The 21,878-nt window shown below is 70.9% G+C and carries 17 protein-coding genes and 1 pseudogene; 13 read left to right on the top strand and 5 right to left on the bottom strand.

The features are described 5' to 3' along the window. Positions 1-53: 53 nt before the first annotated feature. The 3 genes from N4P33_RS09130 (at position 54) to N4P33_RS09140 (ending at position 3,663) form a co-directional block, all read left to right on the top strand. A complete protein-coding gene (locus tag N4P33_RS09130; protein WP_260825810.1) occupies positions 54-1,256 on the top strand; it encodes an RCC1 domain-containing protein in 1,203 nt (400 codons plus the stop codon). A gap of 175 nt (positions 1,257-1,431) precedes the next feature. After that, positions 1,432-2,607, top strand: a complete 1,176-nt coding sequence (locus N4P33_RS09135; protein WP_260825811.1) for a 4-hydroxybenzoate 3-monooxygenase — start codon at positions 1,432-1,434, stop codon at positions 2,605-2,607. 147 nt (positions 2,608-2,754) lie between these two features. Next, positions 2,755-3,663, top strand: coding sequence for a Bax inhibitor-1/YccA family protein (locus tag N4P33_RS09140; protein WP_260825812.1), 909 nt, complete (start codon positions 2,755-2,757; stop codon positions 3,661-3,663). A 96-nt stretch (positions 3,664-3,759) separates the two neighbouring features. Here N4P33_RS09140 and N4P33_RS09145 read toward each other — a convergent pair whose 3' ends face one another. Continuing rightward, entirely contained in the window at positions 3,760-3,990 is a 231-nt protein-coding gene (locus N4P33_RS09145) for a DUF4287 domain-containing protein (protein WP_260825813.1), read from the bottom strand. 102 nt (positions 3,991-4,092) lie between these two features. Here N4P33_RS09145 and N4P33_RS09150 point away from each other — a divergent pair, with 102 nt between their 5' ends. Beyond that, positions 4,093-4,404 carry a hypothetical protein gene (locus tag N4P33_RS09150; RefSeq protein ID WP_260825814.1) on the top strand — a complete coding sequence of 104 codons (312 nt, stop codon included), beginning with the start codon at positions 4,093-4,095 and terminating at the stop codon, positions 4,402-4,404. A gap of 19 nt (positions 4,405-4,423) precedes the next feature. Here N4P33_RS09150 and N4P33_RS09155 read toward each other — a convergent pair whose 3' ends face one another. The 3 genes from N4P33_RS09155 to N4P33_RS09165 all read right to left on the bottom strand — a co-directional run bounded on the left by N4P33_RS09155 (position 4,424) and on the right by N4P33_RS09165 (position 8,141). Further along, positions 4,424-5,203 (bottom strand): hypothetical protein, encoded by a 780-nt coding sequence (locus tag N4P33_RS09155; protein ID WP_260825815.1) that lies wholly within the window; start codon positions 5,201-5,203, stop codon positions 4,424-4,426. 273 nt (positions 5,204-5,476) lie between these two features. After that, positions 5,477-6,697, bottom strand: coding sequence for an acetyl-CoA C-acetyltransferase (locus N4P33_RS09160; protein WP_260825816.1), 1,221 nt, complete (start codon positions 6,695-6,697; stop codon positions 5,477-5,479). Between the two features lie 418 nt (positions 6,698-7,115). After that, positions 7,116-8,141 (bottom strand): SGNH/GDSL hydrolase family protein, encoded by a 1,026-nt coding sequence (locus tag N4P33_RS09165; RefSeq protein WP_260825817.1) that lies wholly within the window; start codon positions 8,139-8,141, stop codon positions 7,116-7,118. A 163-nt stretch (positions 8,142-8,304) separates the two neighbouring features. Here N4P33_RS09165 and N4P33_RS09170 point away from each other — a divergent pair, with 163 nt between their 5' ends. Further along, positions 8,305-9,693 carry a cystathionine beta-synthase gene (locus N4P33_RS09170; RefSeq protein WP_260825818.1) on the top strand — a complete coding sequence of 463 codons (1,389 nt, stop codon included), beginning with the start codon at positions 8,305-8,307 and terminating at the stop codon, positions 9,691-9,693. 361 nt (positions 9,694-10,054) lie between these two features. Here N4P33_RS09170 and N4P33_RS09175 read toward each other — a convergent pair whose 3' ends face one another. After that, entirely contained in the window at positions 10,055-10,477 is a 423-nt protein-coding gene (locus N4P33_RS09175; RefSeq protein ID WP_260825826.1) for a hypothetical protein, read from the bottom strand. 347 nt (positions 10,478-10,824) lie between these two features. On the opposite strand from N4P33_RS09175, the gene N4P33_RS09180 reads away from it, so the two are divergent. The 8 genes and pseudogenes from N4P33_RS09180 to N4P33_RS09215 all read left to right on the top strand — a co-directional run. Next, the gene (locus N4P33_RS09180) at positions 10,825-12,240 is read left to right on the top strand and encodes an extracellular solute-binding protein (RefSeq protein WP_260825819.1); all 1,416 of its coding nucleotides are present in this window, start codon (positions 10,825-10,827) and stop codon (positions 12,238-12,240) included. Between the two features lie 65 nt (positions 12,241-12,305). Further along, positions 12,306-13,268: a carbohydrate ABC transporter permease gene (locus N4P33_RS09185; RefSeq protein ID WP_260825820.1), complete on the top strand. Its 963-nt coding sequence runs from the start codon at positions 12,306-12,308 to the stop codon at positions 13,266-13,268. A 17-nt stretch (positions 13,269-13,285) separates the two neighbouring features. Further along, positions 13,286-14,161, top strand: a complete 876-nt coding sequence (locus N4P33_RS09190; RefSeq protein WP_260825821.1) for a carbohydrate ABC transporter permease — start codon at positions 13,286-13,288, stop codon at positions 14,159-14,161. 54 nt (positions 14,162-14,215) lie between these two features. Beyond that, the gene (locus tag N4P33_RS09195) at positions 14,216-15,826 is read left to right on the top strand and encodes a glycoside hydrolase family 13 protein (protein ID WP_399029112.1); all 1,611 of its coding nucleotides are present in this window, start codon (positions 14,216-14,218) and stop codon (positions 15,824-15,826) included. Positions 15,827-15,965: 139 nt separating this feature from the next. After that, on the top strand, positions 15,966-16,976 hold the full coding sequence (locus N4P33_RS09200; protein WP_260825823.1) for a LacI family DNA-binding transcriptional regulator: 1,011 nt from the start codon (positions 15,966-15,968) through the stop codon (positions 16,974-16,976). Positions 16,977-17,158: 182 nt separating this feature from the next. Beyond that, complete coding sequence (locus N4P33_RS09205) at positions 17,159-20,533, top strand: CARDB domain-containing protein (RefSeq protein ID WP_260825824.1); 3,375 nt, start codon at positions 17,159-17,161, stop codon at positions 20,531-20,533. Positions 20,534-20,671: 138 nt separating this feature from the next. Next, positions 20,672-21,514 carry a MurR/RpiR family transcriptional regulator gene (locus N4P33_RS09210; protein WP_260825825.1) on the top strand — a complete coding sequence of 281 codons (843 nt, stop codon included), beginning with the start codon at positions 20,672-20,674 and terminating at the stop codon, positions 21,512-21,514. A gap of 142 nt (positions 21,515-21,656) precedes the next feature. Continuing rightward, positions 21,657-21,878: pseudogene (locus N4P33_RS09215) on the top strand (hypothetical protein); the annotation flags it as partial.

Consider the following 21,878-nt stretch of genomic DNA (forward strand, 5'->3'; position numbering starts at 1 on the left):
TGGACGCCGTCCCGCGGGACCGTGGGGCCACGTTGATCGGAGGGGGTGTGGCCATGCGGCGATGGGTGCGGGGGGTGGCCGTCGGGGTCGCCGTGCTCGCGGTGGCCGGGTGCGGGAAGGCGGACCGGGCCGTGATGGCCGCGCCCGGGTGCCCGAAGGGGGCCGCCGCGCGGCCGGAGCCCAGGCAGGCGGAGGCGGGGAGCGTGTACGCCTTCGGGCCGTACTTCGGGGCGCCGAAGGGATTCCGCGAGGGGCCCGTGCCCGGGCTGACCGAGGTCGTCTCGCTCGCCGACAGCGGGCACACCACCGTCGCCGTACGTTCCGACGGCACCGTCTGGTCCTACGGCACCAACGTCGGCGGGTCCCTGGGACACGGCTCCCTCGACCGCGTCCACGAGGCCGAGCCCCGGCAGGTGACCGGGATCGGCCCCGCGCGAGCCGTGTACAGCAGCGGGCCAACCTTCTTCGTCGTGCTCAGGGACGGCACCGTCATGGCGTGGGGCGCGGACCGGTTCCTCGTCAGGGGAGGCAAGCGCGAGGGCGACACGGGCGTGGCCGTGCCCGAGCGGGTGGCGCGGGCCGGGGACGTCGTGTCCATGGGGCCCGGTGAGCTCAACGTCCTCGCGCTGCGCGGGGACGGACGGGTCCTCGGCTGGGGCATCAACCTCACCGACGTCCTCGGCGACCGGAACAGCACCGGGATCCAGACCGTCCCCGGTGTCGAGGGCGTCGTCGAGGTCGCCTCCGCGGGGGAGGCCGTCGTCGCGCTGACGGCGGGCGGCACGGTCTGTGCCTGGGGCAACAACGTGCACGGGCTGCTCGGCGTCGAACCCACGGGCGGCCAGAGCGGCCGGCCGGTGCACGTGCGCGGGCTGAAGGACATCGTGCAGGTGGCCGGCGGGACGGATGTCGCCTACGCCCTCGACCGGGACGGTGCCGTGTGGGCGTGGGGCCGGGGCGTGAGCGGCGCACTGGGCGACGGGAAGACCGCGCACCACAACGCCGCGCGGCCCGCCCGGGTGGCCGGGCTGCCCCCGATCCGCCGCATCTCCGCCGCCCAGCGCACGGGGTACGCCATCGACACCGAGGGCCGCCTGTGGGGCTGGGGCTCCGGCACGGTGGTCGGCCGGCACGCGGGGACCACGCACGGCACCGCCCGGCCGGTGCGCATCCCGCTGCCGGGTCCCGTGCTCGACGTGTCGGGACACCATGCGGTCCTGCGGGACCACGAACGCCGGGCGATCACCAAGGACTGACGGCTGACGGCTGACGGCTGACGGCTGACGGCTGAGGGTTGACAGTGGCCCTTACCCGGCCGGAGACTCCACCCCAACGTGCAGTGAAGAAAATTTCACCACACGAACATCCCGCACGAACAGCCCGTCCCGCCGCTACGCTCACGCCCACGCCTCCCCACGAAGGGAACGCCCGATGCGCACCACCGTCGGCATCATCGGAGCCGGCCCCGCCGGACTGCTCCTCGCCCGGCTGCTCCACAACGCCGGGATCGACTCGGTCGTCCTGGAGAGCCGCGACCGTGCCTACGTGGAGCAGCGCCAGCGGGCCGGGATCCTGGAGCAGGGCACGGTGGACGTGCTGCGCGCGGCCGGGGCCGGGGAGCGGATGGACCGGGAGGGGCTGCGGCACGACGGCATCGAGCTGCGGTACGACAGGAAGCGCCACCGCGTCGACTTCCCCGCCCTCACCGGCGGCAAGGCCGTGACGGTCTACGCCCAGACCGAGGTCTGCAAGGACCTGATCGCCCTCCAGCTCGCCGAGGGCGGCCCGCTGCTGTTCGAGGCCGAGGCGCTGGCGGTGGAGGACGCGGCCACCGGCCACCCCCGTGTCCGCTTCCGGCACCAGGGCGCCGAGGACGTCCTGGAGTGCGACTACGTCGTCGGCTGCGACGGCTTCTGGGGCGTCGCCCGCACGGCGGTCCCCGCCGGGCTGAGCCGCACCTTCGAGCGGACGTACCCCTTCGGCTGGCTCGGGATACTCGCCGACGTGCCGCCCTCCCACGACGAGCTGGTCTACGCCCGGCACGACCGCGGCTTCGCCCTGCTGTCCATGCGCTCCCCGAGCGTCTCCCGCCTCTACCTCCAGGTGCCCGACGGGACCAAGGCGGAGGAGTGGAGCGACGAGGAGATCTGGGACGAGCTGGAGCGCCGCTTCGAGACCGCCGACGACTGGACGCTCCAGCGGGGGCCCATCACCCAAAAGTCGGTCACGCCGATGCGTTCCTTCGTGCACGAGCCCATGCGGCACGGGCGGCTCTTCCTCGCCGGGGACGCCGCCCACATCGTCCCGCCCACCGGGGCGAAGGGGCTCAACCTCGCCGTCGGGGACGTCGTCACCTTCGCGCGGGCCCTCGTGCACCAGCGGGAGACGGGCTCCGCGGAGCTCCTCGACGCCTACTCGGCGACCTGTCTGCGCCGCGTGTGGCAGGCCGAGCGCTTCTCCTACGACATGACGACCCTGCTGCACCGCGCCCCCGGCGCCACCGCCTTCGACGCCCGGCTCCAGCTCGCCCGGCTGGAGCGCATCGCCTCCTCCCGCGCCGCCGAGACCGACCTCGCCGAGGCCTACACCGGCTTCCCCCTGGAATGACCCCCTCCAGTGAGGGGAATCACGAGGCCGCGTAGCGTGTTGCGCAGCACAACGAGGGAAAGATCCTCCCCAAGCATTAGGGTCAATCCTTTGCCTACCTATTACTCTTGAGCCAAGGCCACACTGTGATGGCCATGGAGGAGTGAAATGAGGAGCAGAAACCCGGTCTTCTCGCGACGGGGGTTCAGCCGCGACAACGGCTACGCGGGCTTCAACACCGCGCCGCAGGCCGGGGGTCCCGCTGTCGCCACGCAGGGCAACCCGTACGCCCAGCCGACGGGCAACCCCTACGCGCAGAACCCGTACGCGCAGAACCCTTATGCCCAGCAGGGCCAGCAGTACGGCGCGCCGCCGCAGGCCCCGGCCACCACCGGCCGGATGACCATCGACGACGTCGTCATGCGCACGGCGAGCACGCTCGGCGTGCTCATCCTCACCGCCGCGCTCTCGTGGGCGCTGCTGCCCGTGGACGACGCCAACATCGGCCGGTCCTACGGCATCGGCATCGGCGCCGCGCTGATCGGCATGGTCCTGGCGTTCGTCCAGTCCTTCAAGCGCAAGCCCTCGCCGGCGCTGATCCTGACGTACGCGGCGTTCGAGGGTGTGTTCCTCGGCGTCGTCTCCAACATCGTCGACAACCGCATCGCCGACGGTGCGGCCATGCAGGCCGTGCTCGGCACCATGGCGGTCTTCGCCGGTGTGCTGGTGGCGTACAAGGCGGGCTGGATCCGCGTCAACCGCCGCTTCTACGGCTTCGTGATGGCGGCGGCGCTCGGCTTCATCCTGCTGATGGCCGTGAACCTGCTGTTCGCGGTGTTCGGCGGCGGTGACGGCCTCGGCTTCCGCAGCGGCGCCCTCGGTGTCGTCTTCGGTGTCATCGGCATCATCCTCGGTGCCTGCTTCCTCGCCCTGGACTTCAAGCAGGTCGAGGACGGCATCGCCTACGGTGCGCCGCGCGAGGAGGCCTGGTTCGCCGCGTTCGGCCTGACCCTGACGCTGGTGTGGATCTACCTCGAGTTCCTGAGGCTCATCTCGATCCTCAACAGCAACGACTAGCGACGTTCGCGAGCGAGTCGCGCGCGGGGCCCCGGGTTCACCCGGGGCCCTTCGTCGTCGTCGGACGATGCGAAGACGATGCGAAAAAGAGCGCGCCTAGAGCAGTTTGCGCGCGGCCCTCCTCAGGTCGTACTCGTGGATGATCGCCTTGGCGTGGCCGTACGCCAGATTGTGTTCGTGCCGGAGCCAGCTGACCTTTTCCTCGAAGCGGAAGAGAGCCGGGCCTTCTTCGACGGTGCGCAGCCAGTCGGAGATCTCACGACCGGTGCAATGGGGGATGCGGGCGAGCAGATTGCGATGGGTCTCCTCGGAGAAGACTTGGGACATCGGCGCCTCCGGACGCATGGGATGTAAGCCGGTCCTTCAGGTCACCGTGCCTGAGCGTTCGCCCGTTGGCAACAGTGCTGCCGCGCCGCGTACGCTCGCCGCGTGGTTGATACGACGCCCCTCACCCGTGCCGTGGATCATTTCGCCGACCGACTGCGGGCCGCGCCGCAGAGCAGACTGCAACGGGGCGCGGCCGCCGAGGCCCTCGCCCTGGCCAGGGAGTTGGCCCGGCGGGCCCAGCTCGTCGAGGAGCCCGGCACCGAGCCGCGCGAGATGCCCGACGCGGGGATGTTCGCGGCCGCCGACCAGATCACCGTCGCCGGACACGACCTGGCCCTCGTACTGAAGAACGAGGACGAGGTCGAGGAGACGGTACGGCTGGTGGAGGAGGCGCAGAAACGCGCCGGGGTCTGAGGGGCCCTCAGCTCACGGCCTACAGGGACGCGATGACACGGTCGGCGAGGATGTACACGTTCTCCTCGCCACAGCTGAACGTCAGCGTGTACGCGCCGGAGATCCCGGAGCCGCCGAGCAGATACGGCGCCTCACCCGCGCGCACGGCCGCCGCCAGGCGCTCCGCCGTCTCCCGGTGACCCGGCGTCATGCACAAGGTCGTCCCGTTCGCGAAGACATAGACGTCCAGCGTGCCCAGCGGGCCCGGGCGTACGTCCGTCAGCTCGACCCGCTCGGCGGCCAGCTCCTCCAGCGTGGTCACCGTGCGCTCGTGGTCGTTCACCACCGGCGACGGATTCGGCACGAAGTCCGGGTGCGAGGGGTGACGGCGGCGGGCGGCGGCCAGCTCCGGGGAGTCCCCGGCGTGCTCCTCCGCGTCCGCACCCGGCTCGGTCACCGGCTCGAGGCCCACGAAATCGGCCTGTCGGGGCAGGAACAGCTCGCTGTCGGACAGGCCCAGCAGGGAGGGGGCGTCGGAGGCGTCACGGGCCTCCTGGGCGGCCCAGAACGCGCGCGCCTCGGCCAGCTCCCGCTCCCGCTCCTCCGCGAGCGCCTCGGCCACCGCGGCGCGTATCTCGTCGGCGTCGGCCGTACGGGCGGACGGAAGGAGGGCGCGCGTGGTCGCGGCGCGGTTCTCGGCCAGCTCGGTGTGCAGGGCGGCGACCTGCCGGCGCAGCACGAGGATGCTGCGCAGGACGGCGACGCCCACAGCGCCGGTGGCGGCCGTGGTGATCAGCAGGGCGATCGGCATGGCGCTCACTGACGTACTCCCGGTTCAAAGTCGACCCCCGACTTCCTACATCAGCTTGAAGGGCGGACTAACCATCTGTCAGTGCGTAACGTCACGAAACGGACAGAGCTTTGGTTCCGGGGGTCCTGGTGGTGTGGCGCTGACCTGCGGCTCTCCCCGCGCCACGAGGGATAGGTCACATCCTGGGGGCGATTGGATCACAGAACGGCCCGGAACCCCCGTGTTTTCGGGATTCCGGGCCGGAGCCTGACGGGCAGTGCCGTCGCGGCTACGCTACGGCGCTCAGCTGAGGCGCTCGATGACCATCGCCATGCCCTGGCCGCCGCCGACGCACATGGTCTCCAGACCGAACTGCTTGTCGTGGAACTGCAGGGAGTTGATCAGCGTGGTGGTGATGCGGGCGCCGGTCATGCCGAAGGGGTGGCCGACGGCGATGGCACCGCCGTTGACGTTCAGCTTCTCCAGCGGAATGCCCAGGTCGCGGTAGGAGGGGATCACCTGGGCGGCGAACGCCTCGTTGATCTCGACCAGGTCGATGTCGCCGATGGTGAGACCGGCGCGGGCCAGGGCCTGCTTGCTCGCCTCGACCGGGCCGAGGCCCATGATCTCGGGGGAGAGGCCGGAGACGCCGGTGGAGACGATCCGGGCGAGCGGGGTGAGACCGAGCTCGCGGGCCTTGGTGTCGCTCATGATGACCAGCGCGGCGGCGCCGTCGTTGAGCGGGCAGCAGTTGGCGGCGGTGACGAGTCCGTCAGGGCGGAAGACCGGCTTCAGACCGGCGACGCCCTCCATGGTCACGCCCGGGCGCGGGCCGTCGTCCTTGCTGATCACGGTGCCGTCGGGCAGCGTGACCGGGGTGATCTCGCGCTCCCAGAAGCCGTTCTTGATGGCCTCCTCGGCGAGGTTCTGCGACCGGACTCCGAACTCGTCCATCTCCTCGCGGGTGACGCCCTTCCAGCGGGCGAGGTTCTCGGCGGTCTGGCCCATCGCGATGTACGGGTCGGGCAGCAGGCCGTCCTCACGCGGGTCGTGCCAGGTGGTGCCCTCCTGCTCCGCGACGGCGGCGGTACGGGCCTCGGCCTCGGCGAACAGCGGGTTGTGCGTGTCCGGGAGGCTGTCGGAGTTGCCCTTGGCGTAGCGGGAGACCGTCTCGACACCGGCCGAGATGAACACGTCGCCCTCGCCGGCCTTGATGGCGTGCAGGGCCATGCGGGAGGTCTGCAGCGAGGAGGAGCAGTACCGGGTGATGGTGCAGCCGGGGAGGTGGTCCATCCCCATCTGCACGGCCACGACCCGGCCGAGGTTGTTGCCCTGCTCGCCGCCGGGGAGGCCGCAGCCGAGCATCAGGTCGTCGATGTCCTTGGGGTCCAGCTCGGGCACCTTGGCGAGGGCGGCCTGGATGATCGTGGCGGTCAGGTCGTCCGGCCGCAGATCCTTCAGGGACCCCTTGAAGGCACGACCGATGGGCGAACGAGCGGCAGAGACGATCACGGCTTCGGGCATCAGGGCTCCAGGACATACCGGTGGGTTGGTGCAGGGCTGCTTGGGAAATTACCGGGCCGTAGAAGCTGGGTCACGGCTAACGGCATGTGACATGGACCGCAGATTTCTAAGCGCTTGCTTGGCTGTACCGGCACTGGGCACCGTGTGCTGCTGCTGGCCGGGGGTGGGTGTCGCTCGCCCGCGCTAGCGGGGTGCCGTCCGCGCCCACCCGTGCCGCCCTGCGGCACGACTGCCCGCGGGAGGGACGTGCCACCCGAGCCCGCCGCAAGCGTCTACCTGCGTAGCTGCGGGCAGTCGTGCCGCTGGGGCGATGGGGGTCCCCCCGCTCGAGCGCAGCCGAGAGTGGGGGAGGGTGGGCGCAGCGGCACCCCGCAAGCGCCGGGGTGCGCGACCTACCCCCGGGCGACTCCGACACCGGTCAGTCCGCGACCGACGCTCGCTCCGGTTCCGGTACGCGACGACGCCTCCGGCGTTTCAAGAGCGCCCACGGCCCCCGCGGCCCGGAGGGCATCGGCATCGCCGCCGTGACCTCCGTACCCGCCTCGGACGCCGCCTCCGCCGCGGCCCGTGCCACCGGCAGGAACCCCTCCCGCCGCGACGCGTCCGGCCGCTCCTCCTCCGCCGGCCACAGCCCCAGCGCCGCGCACACCGTCGGCAGCACCGCCATCGCCGCCGTCGCATACCCCTCCGCCGAGGGGTGATAGCTGTCCGGCCCGAACAGCTCCCGCGGATTCGCCGCGAACTCGGGACCCAGCAGGTCCCCCAGCGACACCGTCCGCCCGCCCTGCTGGACCGCCCCGATCGTCTGCGCCGCCGCCAGCTGCCGCGAGGCCCGCCGCGCCAGCCACCGCAGCGGCTGCCACACCGGCTCGATCGTGCCGAGGTCGGGACACGTCCCCACGACCACCTCGGCGCCGGCCGTCCGCAGCCGCCGTACCGCCGAGGACAGATGCCGCACCGAGCGCGTCGGCGGCATCCGGTGCGTGACGTCGTTCGCCCCGATCATGATCACGCACACGTCGGGCACCCGCGCCGGATCCGCCAGCGCCCGCGTCACCTGCCGGTCCAGATCGTCGGAGCGAGCCCCCGGCACCGCGACCGTACTCAGCCCGACCGGCCGCTCGGCGATCGCCGCGACCCCCGACGCCAGCAGCGCCCCCGGCGTCTGCCCGGCCCGCCGCACGCCCTGCCCGGCGGCCGTGGAATCGCCCAGCATCGTCAGCCGCAGCGCCGGTTCCCCCGGCACCGTGTAGGCCGCGCCGTACAGCCCGTCCGCGTTCGGTACGTGAGGAGATGTGCCGTTGCCCACCCGGCGTCGCGCCAGCCGCGCCTCGGCCAGCAGCAGACCGACCGTGGCCGCGCCGGCCAGACCGACGCCCCCACCGCCGTACGCCGCGCCGGCCGCGATCCGCCGGGCCACCCTCGCCCTCGACATCCGCGTCATGCCTCGCCGCCACCTCCTCGAACCCGTACACCCTCTGCTTGCCCCGTACGGACCGTCGCCCAATCTCAACAGGCGGTGAACGACCCGCCCGGGCCGAGGCGGCGAAAGGGCCTAGGCTGGCGGAACCACTACGACCACACCTTTTGCAGCTCCGGAGACAACGGTGCAATTCCACGACTCGATGATCAGCCTCGTCGGCAACACCCCGCTGGTGCGGCTCAACAGCGTGACCAAGGGCATCAGGGCGACCGTCCTGGCCAAGGTGGAGTACTTCAACCCCGGCGGCTCCGTGAAGGACCGCATCGCCCTCAGGATGATCGAGGCCGCGGAGAAGAGCGGGGAGCTGAAGCCGGGCGGCACCATCGTGGAGCCGACCAGCGGCAACACCGGCGTCGGACTCGCCATCGTGGCCCAGCAGAAGGGCTACAAGTGCATCTTCGTGTGCCCGGACAAGGTCTCCACGGACAAGATCAACGTGCTGCGGGCCTACGGCGCCGAGGTCGTCGTCTGCCCGACCGCCGTGGCCCCCGAGCACCCCGACTCGTACTACAACGTATCCGACCGCCTCGTCCGTGAGACGCCGGGCGCCTGGAAGCCGGACCAGTACTCCAACCCGAACAACCCCCTCTCGCACTACCACTCCACGGGCCCGGAGCTGTGGGAGCAGACCGAGGGGAGGATCACCCACTTCGTGGCCGGTGTCGGCACCGGCGGCACCATCTCCGGCACCGGGCGCTACCTCAAGGAGGCCAGCGAGGGGCGCGTCAAGGTGATCGGCGCCGACCCCGAGGGCTCGGTGTACTCCGGCGGCTCCGGGCGGCCGTACCTCGTCGAGGGCGTCGGTGAGGACTTCTGGCCCACCGCCTACGACCGGACCGTCGCGGACGAGATCGTCGCCGTCTCCGACAAGGACTCCTTCCAGATGACCCGCCGTCTCGCCAAGGAGGAGGGCCTGCTGGTCGGCGGCTCCTGCGGCATGGCGGTCGTGGCGGCGCTGGAGGTGGCGTCGCGGCTCGGTGAGGACGACGTGGTGGTGGTGCTGCTGCCGGACAGCGGGCGCGGCTACCTCAGCAAGATCTTCAACGACGAGTGGATGGCCGACTACGGCTTCCTGGAGGACGCGGGCCCGAGCGCCCGGGTCGCGGACGTCCTCGAGGACAAGCAGGGCGGCTCGATGCCCTCCCTGGTCCACATGCACCCCGACGAGACGGTCGGCCAGGCGATCGAGGTGCTGCGCGAGTACGGCGTCTCGCAGATGCCGGTCGTCAAGCCGGGCGCCGGGCACCCGGACGTGATGGCCGCGGAGGTCGTCGGCTCGGTGGTGGAGCGGGAGCTGCTGGACGCGCTGTTCAGCAAGTCCGCCTCGCTGGACGACCCGCTGGAGAAGCACATGTCGGCGCCGCTGCCGCAGGTCGGCTCCGGTGAGCCGGTCGCCGATCTGATGGCGGTGCTGGGCAAGGCGGACGCGGCGATCGTCCTGGTCGAGGGCAAGCCGACGGGTGTCGTCAGCCGGCAGGACCTGCTGGCGTTCCTCGCGAAGGGCGGGAAGTGACGGCGGGCGCTGCGGGCGCCTGGTGAACGGACTCTGAACTGACGCTGAACGCAGCGCTGTTGAGCCGTACGTGATCTTCGTGGACTTCGCGGAAGTGGTACGAGGGCGTCACGTTCGCGCAGCACTCGCTTAACACGCGTCCGGCAGATTGGTGGGCGTCGGCAGGGACGGGAGCGGCTCCCCGTTCCGGCCGACGGTGAAACGGCGTCAAGGACCTCCGGAGCGGCTCCCGGACCTCCACCGACGCCACGGACGCGCGATCCGGCTCAGGCCCGGCCCCGCGTCCCTCGCGGGGACCGCCGTCGTCCCGCCCCCCGGGCGACCGGGGGTGCGGCGGTCCCCGCGCATGAAATTCCGGCGTTCAGCCTTCCCAGTCGCCGTCCCGCTCGCCGCCGCGGCGGGTGAACAGGCCCGGGTTGGTGCGGGCCGCCTGGGCGACGTTGACGCCGACGATGCCCAGCCAGGTCACCAGCAGGCCGGGCAGATGGCCGAGGCTCCCCCCGATCGCGGACAGCGGTACCGCGAGGACGAGGGAGACGATCGCGAAGCCGTAGCGGTCGCCCCAGCTGTCCGTCGCCCTCGGGGCCTTCGACTCCCGGGCCACCGTCATCTGCTGCTCGGCGATCTGCCGGCGCACCCGGCGCTCCACCGCGCCGTCGATGCGCTGGTCGACCTTCTCCAGGAACGAGTCGATCAGCGCCGACTCGTACTCCTCGCCCAGCTCCCTGCGCGCCTGCAGGGTGGCGTCGAGTTCCTTCTTCAGCTCGCCGTCCCGCGCGTCCATTCCGCTCATGCGCCCCACGGTAGGCAGCCCCACCCCCCATCGCACTGGGGCTAACCCCCGTTCCGAGGCGGGGGCGGGCCGGGCGGTGCTTCGGAGCCGAACCCGCTGTCAAGAATTTGCAATCGCCTGTTTGCTTCTCGCCGCCGCAGCTGCGTCGATCCGGGCCGTCTCAGCCCCTCTGTAGGGGCGTACGCCGTCAGTCGACTGATCATTGTCAAGCAATTACGAAATTGACGCGATATCTTGCGCACTGCTGTCGGCGGTGGTTGAGTGTGCCGCGCCCCACAGACGCACCGAGTCGCACCGATGGTGGGGCCTCCTGCTGTCCTTGCCCGAAGGGGACCACCATGAGAAGTGCCCGGCTCCGTCGTACTCGCCGCGCCGGCGCGGCCGCCCTCGTCTGCGCGCTCACGCTGACCGCCCTCGCCGCCTGCGGCACGAGCAGCAGCAGTGACGACGACGGCGGTGCCGAAGGCAGCGGCTCGTCCGACCCGTCCGCGCCGCTGGATCCCGAGACCAAGGTGTCGATCACCATCGACTGCATGCCCCCGGCGGCGAAGGCGGCCGAGCTGAAGCAGTGGAAGGAGGACGTCGCCGCGTTCAACAAGATCTACCCGAACGTCAGGATCGAGGGCCGCTCCACGCCCGGGCAGTGTCTGGAACCGCCGCGCTTCACGGCGATGCTGAAGGCGAAGTCGCAGCCGGACGTCTTCTACACCTACTTCACCGACCTGCCGCAGGTGCTCTCCGAGGACGGCGCCGAGGACATCACCGCCTACGTCAACGACAAGACCGTCCCGGCGCTGAAGGACATCGACCCCAACGTCCTCGGCATGCTCAAGCAGGGCGACAAGCTCTACGGCCTGCCCACCAGCAACTACACGATGGGCCTGATGGTCAACCGCAAGCTGTTCGAGAAGGCCGGACTCGACCCCGACAACCCGCCGCGCACCTGGGACGAGGTCCGCACCGCCGCCAAGAAGATCGCCGGCCTCGGCGACGGCATCGCCGGCTACGGCGACTACAGCGCGGGCAACAACGGCGGCTGGCACTTCACCGCCGAGATGTACAGCCGCGGCGGCGACGTCGTGGACGCGAGCGGCAAGAAGGCCGCGTTCAACGACGACATCGGCCGCGCGCTCGCCGAGGACCTCCGCGCCATGCGCTGGGAGGACGACAGCATGGGCAAGACCCAGCTGCTGAAGTGGGGGGACCTGCAGAAGCAGATCGCCTCCGACAAGCTCGGCATGTTCATCGCCGCGCCCGACAACATCGCGTACATGGTCCAGCAACTCGGCGCCGAGTACGACAACTTCGGCATGGGCCCGATACCCGGCGGCGAGAACACACTGGCCGGCGGCAACGCCTACATGATCAAGAAGGGCATCTCCCCGGACAAGGTCAAGGCCGCCGTCGCCTGGCTCAACTTCAAGAACCTCACCGTCGGCAAGGGCCAGTTCGACTGGGCCCGCACCAAGGCGGACGGTCTGCCGGTCGGCCTCCCGCAGCCCAACTTCTGGCTGGGCGAGTCAAAGAAGAAGGACGACGCCAACCGCGCGGAGAGCGCCACCATGAACGTCGCCGCCTTCAAGGCCTTCATGGACAACCCCGTCCCGAGCAAGCCGGAGCCGCCGAAGGCGCAGGAGATCTACAAGATCCTCGACACCGTGATGTCCGGCATCCTCACCAACGAGGACGCCGACATCGACAAGCTCCTCGACACCGCCGAGTCGCAGGTCAACCAGGTGCTGGCCAACCAGTGACGGCCCCGGGCGGGGCGGCGGGGCGTCCTCCCCGTACCGCCCCGCCCCAGTCCGAAGGAGCGACGATGCCGGCCCCGAGCCTGACCCCGAGCAAGGCGGGACCTCCCCGCCACCCCGAGCCGCGCCGCCGCACGGGCGCCCCGCCCACCGGCGGCCGGCTCACCAGGAACCTGCGGCGCAATCTGACCGCCCACGCCTTCCTCATCGGGGCGGTCCTGTGCTTCGCGGTGTTCTCCTGGTACCCGATGATCAGGGAGTTCTTCCTCGCCTTCCAGAAGACCGAGAACGGCGAGACCGTCTGGGTGGGCTGGGACAACTTCACCACGGTCCTCAACGACCCCGCCTTCTGGCAGGCCTGGGGCAACACCTTCTGGTTCACCCTCCTGGCGCTGCTCCTCGGCTTCGTCGTCCCGTTCTTCCTGGCCATCGTCATCAACGAGTTCCGCCACGGCCAGGGCTATCTCCGGCTGCTGGTCTACCTGCCGGTGATGCTGCCGCCGGTCGCGGCCGTCCTGCTCTTCCAGTACCTCTACGACCCGGGCTACGGCCTGCTCAACGAACTGCTCGGCGCCCTCGGTCTGCCCGAGCAGCAGTGGCTGCAGGACGCCGACATCGCGATGTTCTCCCTGGTCATCGCGTCGACGTGGATGAACATGGGCGGGGCCACGCTGATCTACCTCGCCGCGCTCCAGGGCATCCCGGGCGAGCTGTACGAGGCGGCCGAACTGGACGGCGCCGGGCTGCTGCGCAAGATCTGGCACGTCACCGTCCCGCAGACCCGGCTGATCCTCTCCCTGATGCTGCTCATGCAGATCATCGCCACCATGCAGGTCTTCGTGGAGCCGTTCCTGCTCACCGGCGGTTCCGGCCCCGAGGGGTCCACGACGACGGTCGTCTACCTGATCTACCAGTACGCCTTCAACTTCAACAACTACGGTGCCGCCGCGGCGCTCGGCCTGATGCTGCTCGTACTCCTCGCCGGATTCTCGGCCGCGTACGTCAAGCTCAGCCGCGCCGAGGAGCCGTAGGGCCGGGGGAGACCACCATGTCCACGCGCACGCTCATCTCGCCGGCCCAGCTCGCCAGAGCCCGCGGCAAGCGCCTGTACTGGGCCGCCTTCGCCCTGGTCACCGGCGGCTTCACCCTCGTGTTCCTCGGGCCCCTGTACTGGCTGGTGTCCAGCGGCTTCAAGGACGCCCAGGAGGTGATCCGGACCCCGCCGACCCTGACGCCCGAGAGCTTCACACCCGGCAACTACAGCCGGGCCTGGGAGGTCATGGACCTGTCGTCCCTGCTGTTCAACACCCTCTACTACGCCTTCGGCGCGCTCGCGTTCCAGCTCGTCCTCGACGTCGCCGCCGCCTACTCGCTGTCCAAGCTGCGGCCCGTCTTCGGCAAGGCCATCCTCGGCATGATGCTGGCCACGCTGATGATCCCGGCGACCGTGCTCGTCGTACCCCAGTACCTGACCGTGCTCGACGTGCCGGTCGTCGAGCGGAACCTGCTCAACAGCCCCTGGGCGATCTGGCTGCCGTCGGTCACCAACGCTTTCAACATCTTCCTGCTGAAGCGGTTCTTCGACTCCGTCCCCAAGGAACTGCTCGACGCCGCCGCCATGGACGGCGCGTCCCCGATGCGCGTCCTGTGGTCGATCGTCCTGCCGATCTCCCGGCCCATCCTGGGCGTGGTGTCGATCTTCGCGGTCGTCGGCGTCTGGAAGGACTTCCTCTGGCCGATGCTCACCCTGCCGGACCCCGCGAAACAGACCCTCAACGTCGGCATCTACTCGCTCTCCAACGGCGTCCCGGTGAACGTGCTCATCGCCGCGCTGACGATCGCCTCCCTGCCGACCCTGATCATCTTCCTGATCTTCCAGCGCAACATCATGAGCGGCCTCACCGCCGGCGGCCTCAAGGGCTGACGGCCCTTCCGCGGACCTGCTTCTTCCCCCGAGAAGACCCCCTGCCCGAAAGGAATGCCCGTGGTAGCCCCTCACCCGTCCCGCACCGACGACTGGTGGCGCGACGCCGTCATCTACCAGGTGTATCCCCGCAGCTTCGCCGACGGCGACGGCGACGGCACCGGTGACCTCGCGGGCGTCCGGGGGAGGCTGCCCTACCTCGCCGAACTCGGCGTCGACGCCGTCTGGTTCACCCCCTGGTATGCCTCCCCGATGGTCGACGGCGGTTACGACGTCGCCGACTACCGCGCCATCGACCCGGCCTTCGGCACCCTCGACGAGGCCGAGAAGCTGATCGCCGAGGCCGCCGAGCTCGGCATCGGGGTCATCGTCGACATCGTCCCCAACCACGTCTCCGATCAGCACCCCTGGTTCCGGGCCGCGCTGGAGGCCGGCCCCGGCAGCCCCGAACGGGAACGCTTCCACTTCCGTCCCGGCCGGGGCGAGCACGGGGAACTCCCGCCCAACGACTGGCCCTCGCAGTTCTCCGGGAACACCTGGACCCGGGTGCCCGACGGCGAGTGGTACCTGCACCTGTTCACCCCCGAGCAGCCCGACCTGAACTGGGCGCACCCGGACGTCCGCAAGGAGCACGAGGACATCCTGCGCTTCTGGTTCTCCCGGGGCGTCGCGGGCGTCCGCATCGACTCCGCCGCCCTGCTGGTCAAGGACCCCGCGCTGCCCGACTACACCGAGGGCACCGACCCCTGCCCGTACATCGACCAGGACGAGCTGCACGACATCTACCGCTCCTGGCGGGCGATCGCCGACGAGTACGGCGCCGTGTTCGTCGGCGAGGTCTGGCTGCCCGACGCCGAACGCTTCGCCCGCTATCTGCGCCCCGACGAACTGCACACCGCCTTCAACTTCGCCTTCCTGGCCTGCCCCTGGGAGCCGGACCGGCTGCGCCGCACCATCGACAACACCCTCGCCGAGCACGCCCCCGTCGGCGCCCCCGCGACCTGGGTGCTCTGCAACCACGACGTCACCCGCACCGTCACCCGGTACGGCCGCGAGGACACCGCCTTCGACTTCGCCACCAAACGCTTCGGCACCCCCACCGACCTGGAGCTCGGCACCCGCCGCGCCCGCGCCGCCGCCCTGCTCACGCTGGCCCTGCCCGGCTCGGTGTACCTGTACCAGGGCGAGGAACTGGGGCTGCCCGAGGCCGACATCCCCCGCGAGCGCATCCAGGACCCGATGCACCTCCGCTCCGGCGGCACCGACCCCGGCCGCGACGGCTGCCGCGTCCCGCTGCCCTGGGCGGCCGAGGCCCCCTGGTACGGCTTCGGCACCGGCGCCGAGCCCTGGCTGCCCCAGCCCGAGGACTGGGCGCGGTACGCCGTCGACCGGCAGAGCGCCGACCCGGAGTCGATGCTCGCCCTGTACCGCGAGGCGATGCAGCTGCGCCGGTCGGAGAAGGGTTTCGGCGACGGCACCCTGACCTGGCTGCCGGCTGCGGAGGGCGTGCTGGCCTTCGCCCGCGACGAAGGACTGCTCTGTGTCGTCAACCTCTCGGAGCGGCCGGCCGCCCTCCCGACGTACCAGCGGCTGCTGCTCGCCAGCGGACCGCTGGCCGCGGACGGGAGCCTGCCGAGCGATACGGCGGTGTGGCTGCGCGCCTGAGCCTCTGTCGCGGGACGCCTCGGGCGGGCCGCGGGGCGGCGGGGTGCCGTAAGGGCTGCAACGCGTTTGCGTCGTACTCAGGGCTGAAAGCTGAGAACGGACGTAATCTTCTTGCGGTTCTTGCGTTAGTCTTGCGTGTATGACGCGACGACTTGCTCAAGTGGCGAAGAAGGTCGGGGTCAGCGAGGCCACGGTGAGCCGGGTCCTCAATGGCAAGCCCGGAGTGTCCGAGGCGACCCGCCAGTCCGTGCTCACGGCGCTCGACGTCCTCGGGTACGAGCGGCCGACCCAGCTGCGCGGTGAGCGGGCCCGGCTGGTCGGACTGGTGCTGCCGGAGCTGCAGAACCCGATCTTCCCGGCGTTCGCGGAGGTCATCGGGGGCGCGCTGGCGCAGCAGGGGCTGACGCCCGTGCTGTGCACGCAGACCAAGGGCGGCGTCTCCGAGGCGGACTACGTGGACCTGCTGCTCCAGCAGCAGGTCTCGGGCGTCGTCTTCGCCGGCGGTCTCTTCGCGCAGGCCGACGCGCCGCACGAGCACTACCGCCGGCTGGCCGAGCGCAACATCCCCGTCGTCCTGGTCAACGCGTCGATCGAGGGGCTGGACTTCCCCTGTGTGGCCTGCGACGACGCCGTCGCCGTCGAGCAGGCCTGGCGCCATCTCGCCTCGCTCGGACACGAGCGGATCGGCATGGTGCTCGGCCCCGCCGACCATGTGCCCTCCCGCCGCAAGCTGGAGGCCGCCCGGAAGGCGGCGAAGGACGCGGGCACCGAGCTGGCCGACGCGTTCGTGGAGCGGTCGATCTTCTCGCTGGAGGGCGGGCAGGCCGCGACCGCGCGTCTGCTGGACCGGGGCGTCACCGGCATCGTGTGCGGCAGCGACCCGCTGGCCCTGGGCGCGATCAGGGCCGCCCGCCGGCGCGGGCTCACCGTCCCGGCGGACGTGTCGGTGGTCGGCTTCGACGACTCCGCCTTCATGACCTGCACCGAACCGCCCCTGTCGACCGTCCGCCAGCCCATCGAGGCCATGGGCCGCGCCGCCGTCGACCTGCTGTGCGCCCAGATCCAGGGCACCCAGGCCCACCCAGGCGAGCTGCTCTTCGAGCCCGAGCTGGTCGTGCGCGGATCGACGGCGCCGCCGCCGGCCCGCTGACCTCACCGAGGCCCGCCTGCTGATCCCCGTCCCCGGAACGCTCTCGGCGTTCCGGGGACTCTTTTTTGTCGTGGCTTCGACAGAAGCGTTGACAAAGCAAGCACCCGGTAGAAACCTGACCCTCCAGCACGCGCAAATAGGACACAGATTTACTCAAGAAAGTGTCTAGCGGAGAGGCTGTCATGAGAGCCACACACCCGAGCAGACGGTGGGGGGTCGGTCTGCTGACAGCGGGCCTGATCTCCGTCGGCCTGCTGCCCGCCCCCGCGCACGCGGCGGCGGCAGACACCAATCTCGCCCTCGGCAGAGCGGCGACCGCCCAGGGAGCGCACGGCGGCTACCCGGCGGCCCATGTGACGGACGGAAGCCAGCAGACGTACTGGGAGGGCCCGACGGGCTCCTTCCCGCAGTGGATCCAGGTCGACCTCGGCACCGCGGTCGACCTGGACCGCGTCACGCTGAAACTCCCCACCACCTGGGAGGCGCGGACCCAGAGCCTCGCCGTCCTGGGCAGCGCCGACGGAGACTCCTTCAGCACCCTCGCCGCGGGCCGGGCCCGCTCGTTCAGCCCGTCCTCGGCGAACACCGTCACCCTCGACCTGCCGCCCGCCGAGGCCCGCTACGTCCGCGTCCAGGTGACCGCCAACTCCGGCTGGAACGCCGCCCAGTTGTCCGAGCTGGAGATCTACGGCGAGGACGACGGCGGCCCCGCCGAACCGCCCGTCGAGGGCACGAACCTGGCCCGCGGCAAGCCGATCGAGGCGACCTCGACGACACAGAACTACGTCGCCACGAACGCCAACGACGACAACACCGGCACCTACTGGGAGTCGGCGGGCTTCCCGTCGAGCCTGACGGTGAGGCTCGGCGCCGACGCGGACGTCTCCGCCGTCGTCCTGAAGCTGAACCCCGACCAGGTCTGGGGCCCGCGCACCCAGTCCCTCCAGATCCTCGGACGCGCCCAGGGCGCCTCGGACTTCACGAGCCTGAAGGCGCGCGCCGACTACGCCTTCAGCCCGTCCAAGGACCACAACACCGTCACCGTCCCGGTGACCGGCCGCGTCGCCGACCTGCGGCTGACAGGCTTCGCCAACTCCGGCGCGCCCGGCGTCCAGGTCGCCGAGATCCAGGTCCTCGGCACGGCCGCGCCCGCCCCCGACCTCGTCGTCACCGACCTGACGTGGACGCCCGCGGCACCCTCCGAGAAGGACGAGGTGACGGCCCAGGTCACTGTCCGCAACGCCGGCACCGACCGCGCCCCAGCGACCACCGTGAACGTCAGCGTCGAGGGCACCGTCGCGGGCTCCGCCCCGGTCGCCGCGCTCGACACCGGTGAGTCCAGGACCGTCGAAGTCCCCCTCGGTAAACGCCCGATGGGCTCCTACACCGTCTCCGCCGTCGCCGACCCGACCGACACCGTCGCCGAACTCGACAACAGCAACAACAGCCGCACCGCGGCGGACAAACTGACCGTCGCCCAGAGCCCCGGCCCGGACCTCAGGGTCACCGGCATCACCAGCAACCCGGCGTCCCCGGCGGTCGGTTCCTCCGTCTCCTTCACCGTGGCCGTGCACAACCGCGGCACCACCCCCGTCCCCGCCGGCACGGTCACCCGCCTCACCGTCGGCGACACCACCCTCGAGGGCAAGGCCCCGGCCATCGCCCCGGGCGACACGGCGACCGTCGCCCTCACCGGCACCTGGACCGCGACCAACGGCGGAGCCACCCTCACCGCCACCGCGGACGCCACCGGCACGCTGGCCGAGACAGACGAGAACAACAACGTCTTCGCCCGCTCGATCGTCGTGGGACGCGGCGCGGCCGTGCCGTACACCGAGTACGAGGCCGAGGACGGCCGCTACCAGGGCACGCTGCTGACCACCGACAAGAAGCGCACCTTCGGGCACACCAACTTCGGCACCGAGTCCTCCGGCCGCAAGTCGGTCCGCCTGAACAGCACCGGCGACCAGGTCGAGTTCACCTCGACGAGCGCCGCCAACTCGATCGTCGTCCGCAACTCCATTCCGGACGCGGCGGGCGGCGGCGGCCGGGAGGCCACCCTCAGCCTGTACGCGGACGGCGAGTTCGTGCGGAAGCTGACCCTGTCCTCCAAGCACAGCTGGCTGTACGGCAACACCGACAGCCCCGAGGGCCTGACCAACACCCCGGGCGGTGACGCGCGGCGACTGTTCGACGAGTCGCACGCGCTGCTGACCGCGACCTACCCGGCGGGCACGACGTTCCGCCTCCAGCGCGACGCCGGTGACACGGCCGCCTTCTACATCGTCGACCTGATCGATCTGGAGCAGGTCGCGCCCCCATCGCCCAAGCCCGCCTCCTGCACCTCGATCACCGAGTACGGCGCCGTCCCGAACGACGGGATCGACGACACCGACGCGATCCAGCGCGCCGTCACCGCCGACCAGAAGGGCGCCATCGACTGCGTGTGGATCCCGGCCGGGCAGTGGCGGCAGGAGCAGAAGATCCTCACCGACGACCCGCTCAACCGCGGCACCCACAACCAGGTCGGCATCCGTGACGTGACGATCCGCGGCGCCGGCATGTGGCACTCCCAGCTCCACAGCCTCACCCCGCCGCACGAGGCGGGCGGCATCAACCACCCGCACGAGGGCAACTTCGGTTTCGACATCGACGACAACACCAAGATCTCCGACATCGCCATCTTCGGTTCCGGCACCATCCGGGGCGGCGACGGCAACGCCGAGGGCGGCGTCGGGCTCAACGGCCGCTTCGGCAAGAACACCAAGATCAGCAACGTGTGGATCGAGCACGCCAACGTCGGCGTCTGGGTCGGCCGCGACTACTCCAACATCCCCGAGCTGTGGAACCCCGGCGACGGCCTGGAGTTCACCGGCATGCGGATCCGCAACACCTACGCCGACGGCATCAACTTCGCCAACGGCACCCGCAACTCCACCGTCTACAACTCCTCCTTCCGCAACACCGGCGACGACGCCCTCGCCGTGTGGGCCAGCAAGTACGTCAAGGACACCTCGGTCGACATCGGCCACGACAACCACTTCCGCAACAACACGATCCAGCTGCCCTGGCGGGCCAACGGCATCGCGGTCTACGGCGGTCACGGCAACACGATCGAGAACAACGTGATCTCCGACACCATGAACTACCCGGGGATCATGCTGGCCACCGACCACGACCCGCTGCCCTTCTCCGGGCAGACCCTCATCGCGGGCAACGCCCTCTACCGGACGGGCGGCGCGTTCTGGGGTGAGGCCCAGGAGTTCGGCGCGATCACCCTCTTCGCACAGGGGCCGGACATCCCCGGCGTGACCATCAGGGACACCGACATCCACGACTCGACGTACGACGGCATCCAGTTCAAGACGGGTGGCGGCGCGATGCCGGGCGTGAAGGTCTCGGACGTCCGCATCGACGGCTGCGTCAACGGCTCCGGCGTCCTCGCGATGGGCGGGGCACGCGGCAGCGCCACGCTCAGCAACGTGACGATCAAGAACTGTGCCGAGGGCGAGGTCGTCACCGAGCCCGGCTCGCAGTTCGTCATCAACCGCACCTGAACCTCTCCCCATCCCGGCGGCGGCCCACCCCCAGGGCCGCCGCCCTGTGTGCCGATCGAGGTCGTGTGGCGGGCGCCGCCGCTGTATAACGGCATGCAGAAGTTGCGGAGAGTGAATAGTTCCGAGGGGGAGCACGTCATGAGCGTCGCCGACAGCCCTGCCGCGCGCCTGCAGGCGCTCTTCGAGGGGCACCGGCTGACGCCGACCCAGCGGCGGATCGCCCACAGCATGGTGCGGCGCGCCGCCGACGTGCCGTTCCTGTCCAGCGTCGAGCTCGCCGAACTCGCCGGGGTCAGCCAGCCCTCCGTGACCCGCTTCGCCGTCGCCCTCGGCTTCGACGGCTACCCCGCCCTGCGGCGCCATCTGCGCGAGGTCGCCCCCGCCGAACCCGCGCCGGAGACCGGTGCCGCCAACGAGTACCAGCAGGCCGTCGAGGCCGAGATCCAGAACCTGCGGCATCTGGCGGAGGCGCTGGCCGATCCCGTGCCCGTGCGGCGGGCGGGGCGGATCCTGGCGGGCAGCCGGCCGCTGCCCGTGCTCGGGCTGCGCGCGGCCGCCGCCCAGGCGCACGGCTTCGCCTACTTCGCCGCCAAGGTCCATCCGGACGTACGGCTGCTCAACGAGGGCGGCACGATGCTGCACGACCGTATCGACGCCGCCGTCCGCGCCGGTGCGAGCGCCCTGCTGTGCTTCGCGCTGCCCCGGCATCCCCGCGAGGTCGTCGACGCCCTCGCCCACGCCAAGGAGACCGGACTGACCGTCGTCACCGTCGCCGACTCCGCGTTCGCGCCGGTCGCCAAGGTGTCGGACCTGCTGCTGCCCGCCGCCGTCGGTACCGGGCTCGCCTTCGACACGGCGTGCGCGCCGATGCTGCTGGGGCGGGTGCTGCTGGAGGCGATGTGCGACGACCTGCCCGACGCGCAGGCCCGCCTGGAGGAGTTCGACGCGAAGGCGGCGGCCCGGGGTCTGTTCGTGGAGTGACATCCGCCGGGAGCCACGGCCGTTGTTCTCAGACTCGTCTCAGCTTCTGTCGCTAGCGTGCGTCTCTTGGTACTTGTTTCTGGTACCGGCTTCTCGGTACCGCTTCCGAACCGTGCACCGAATGTGAGACGGGAGGCTGAACGTGACGCGCGGAGGTCAGGGGCTGGCTCGGGTGGCCGTCGTCGTACGGGCCGGGGCCGCGCCGCTGTGGTGGCTGGGAGTGTTCGCGGCGGGCATCGGCCTGCTGGTGCCGGGACTGACCGGACGCCGGATCGGTGTCCTGGCCGGTGCGGCGCTGTTCATCGTGGCGGCGGCCGCCGTCGCCCTGCTGCGGCGGGGGCGCTACCGCGCGCTGGCCCGCGCG

It is taken from the genome of Streptomyces sp. 15-116A, assembly GCF_025290915.1.
Classification (GTDB): domain Bacteria; phylum Actinomycetota; class Actinomycetes; order Streptomycetales; family Streptomycetaceae; genus Streptomyces.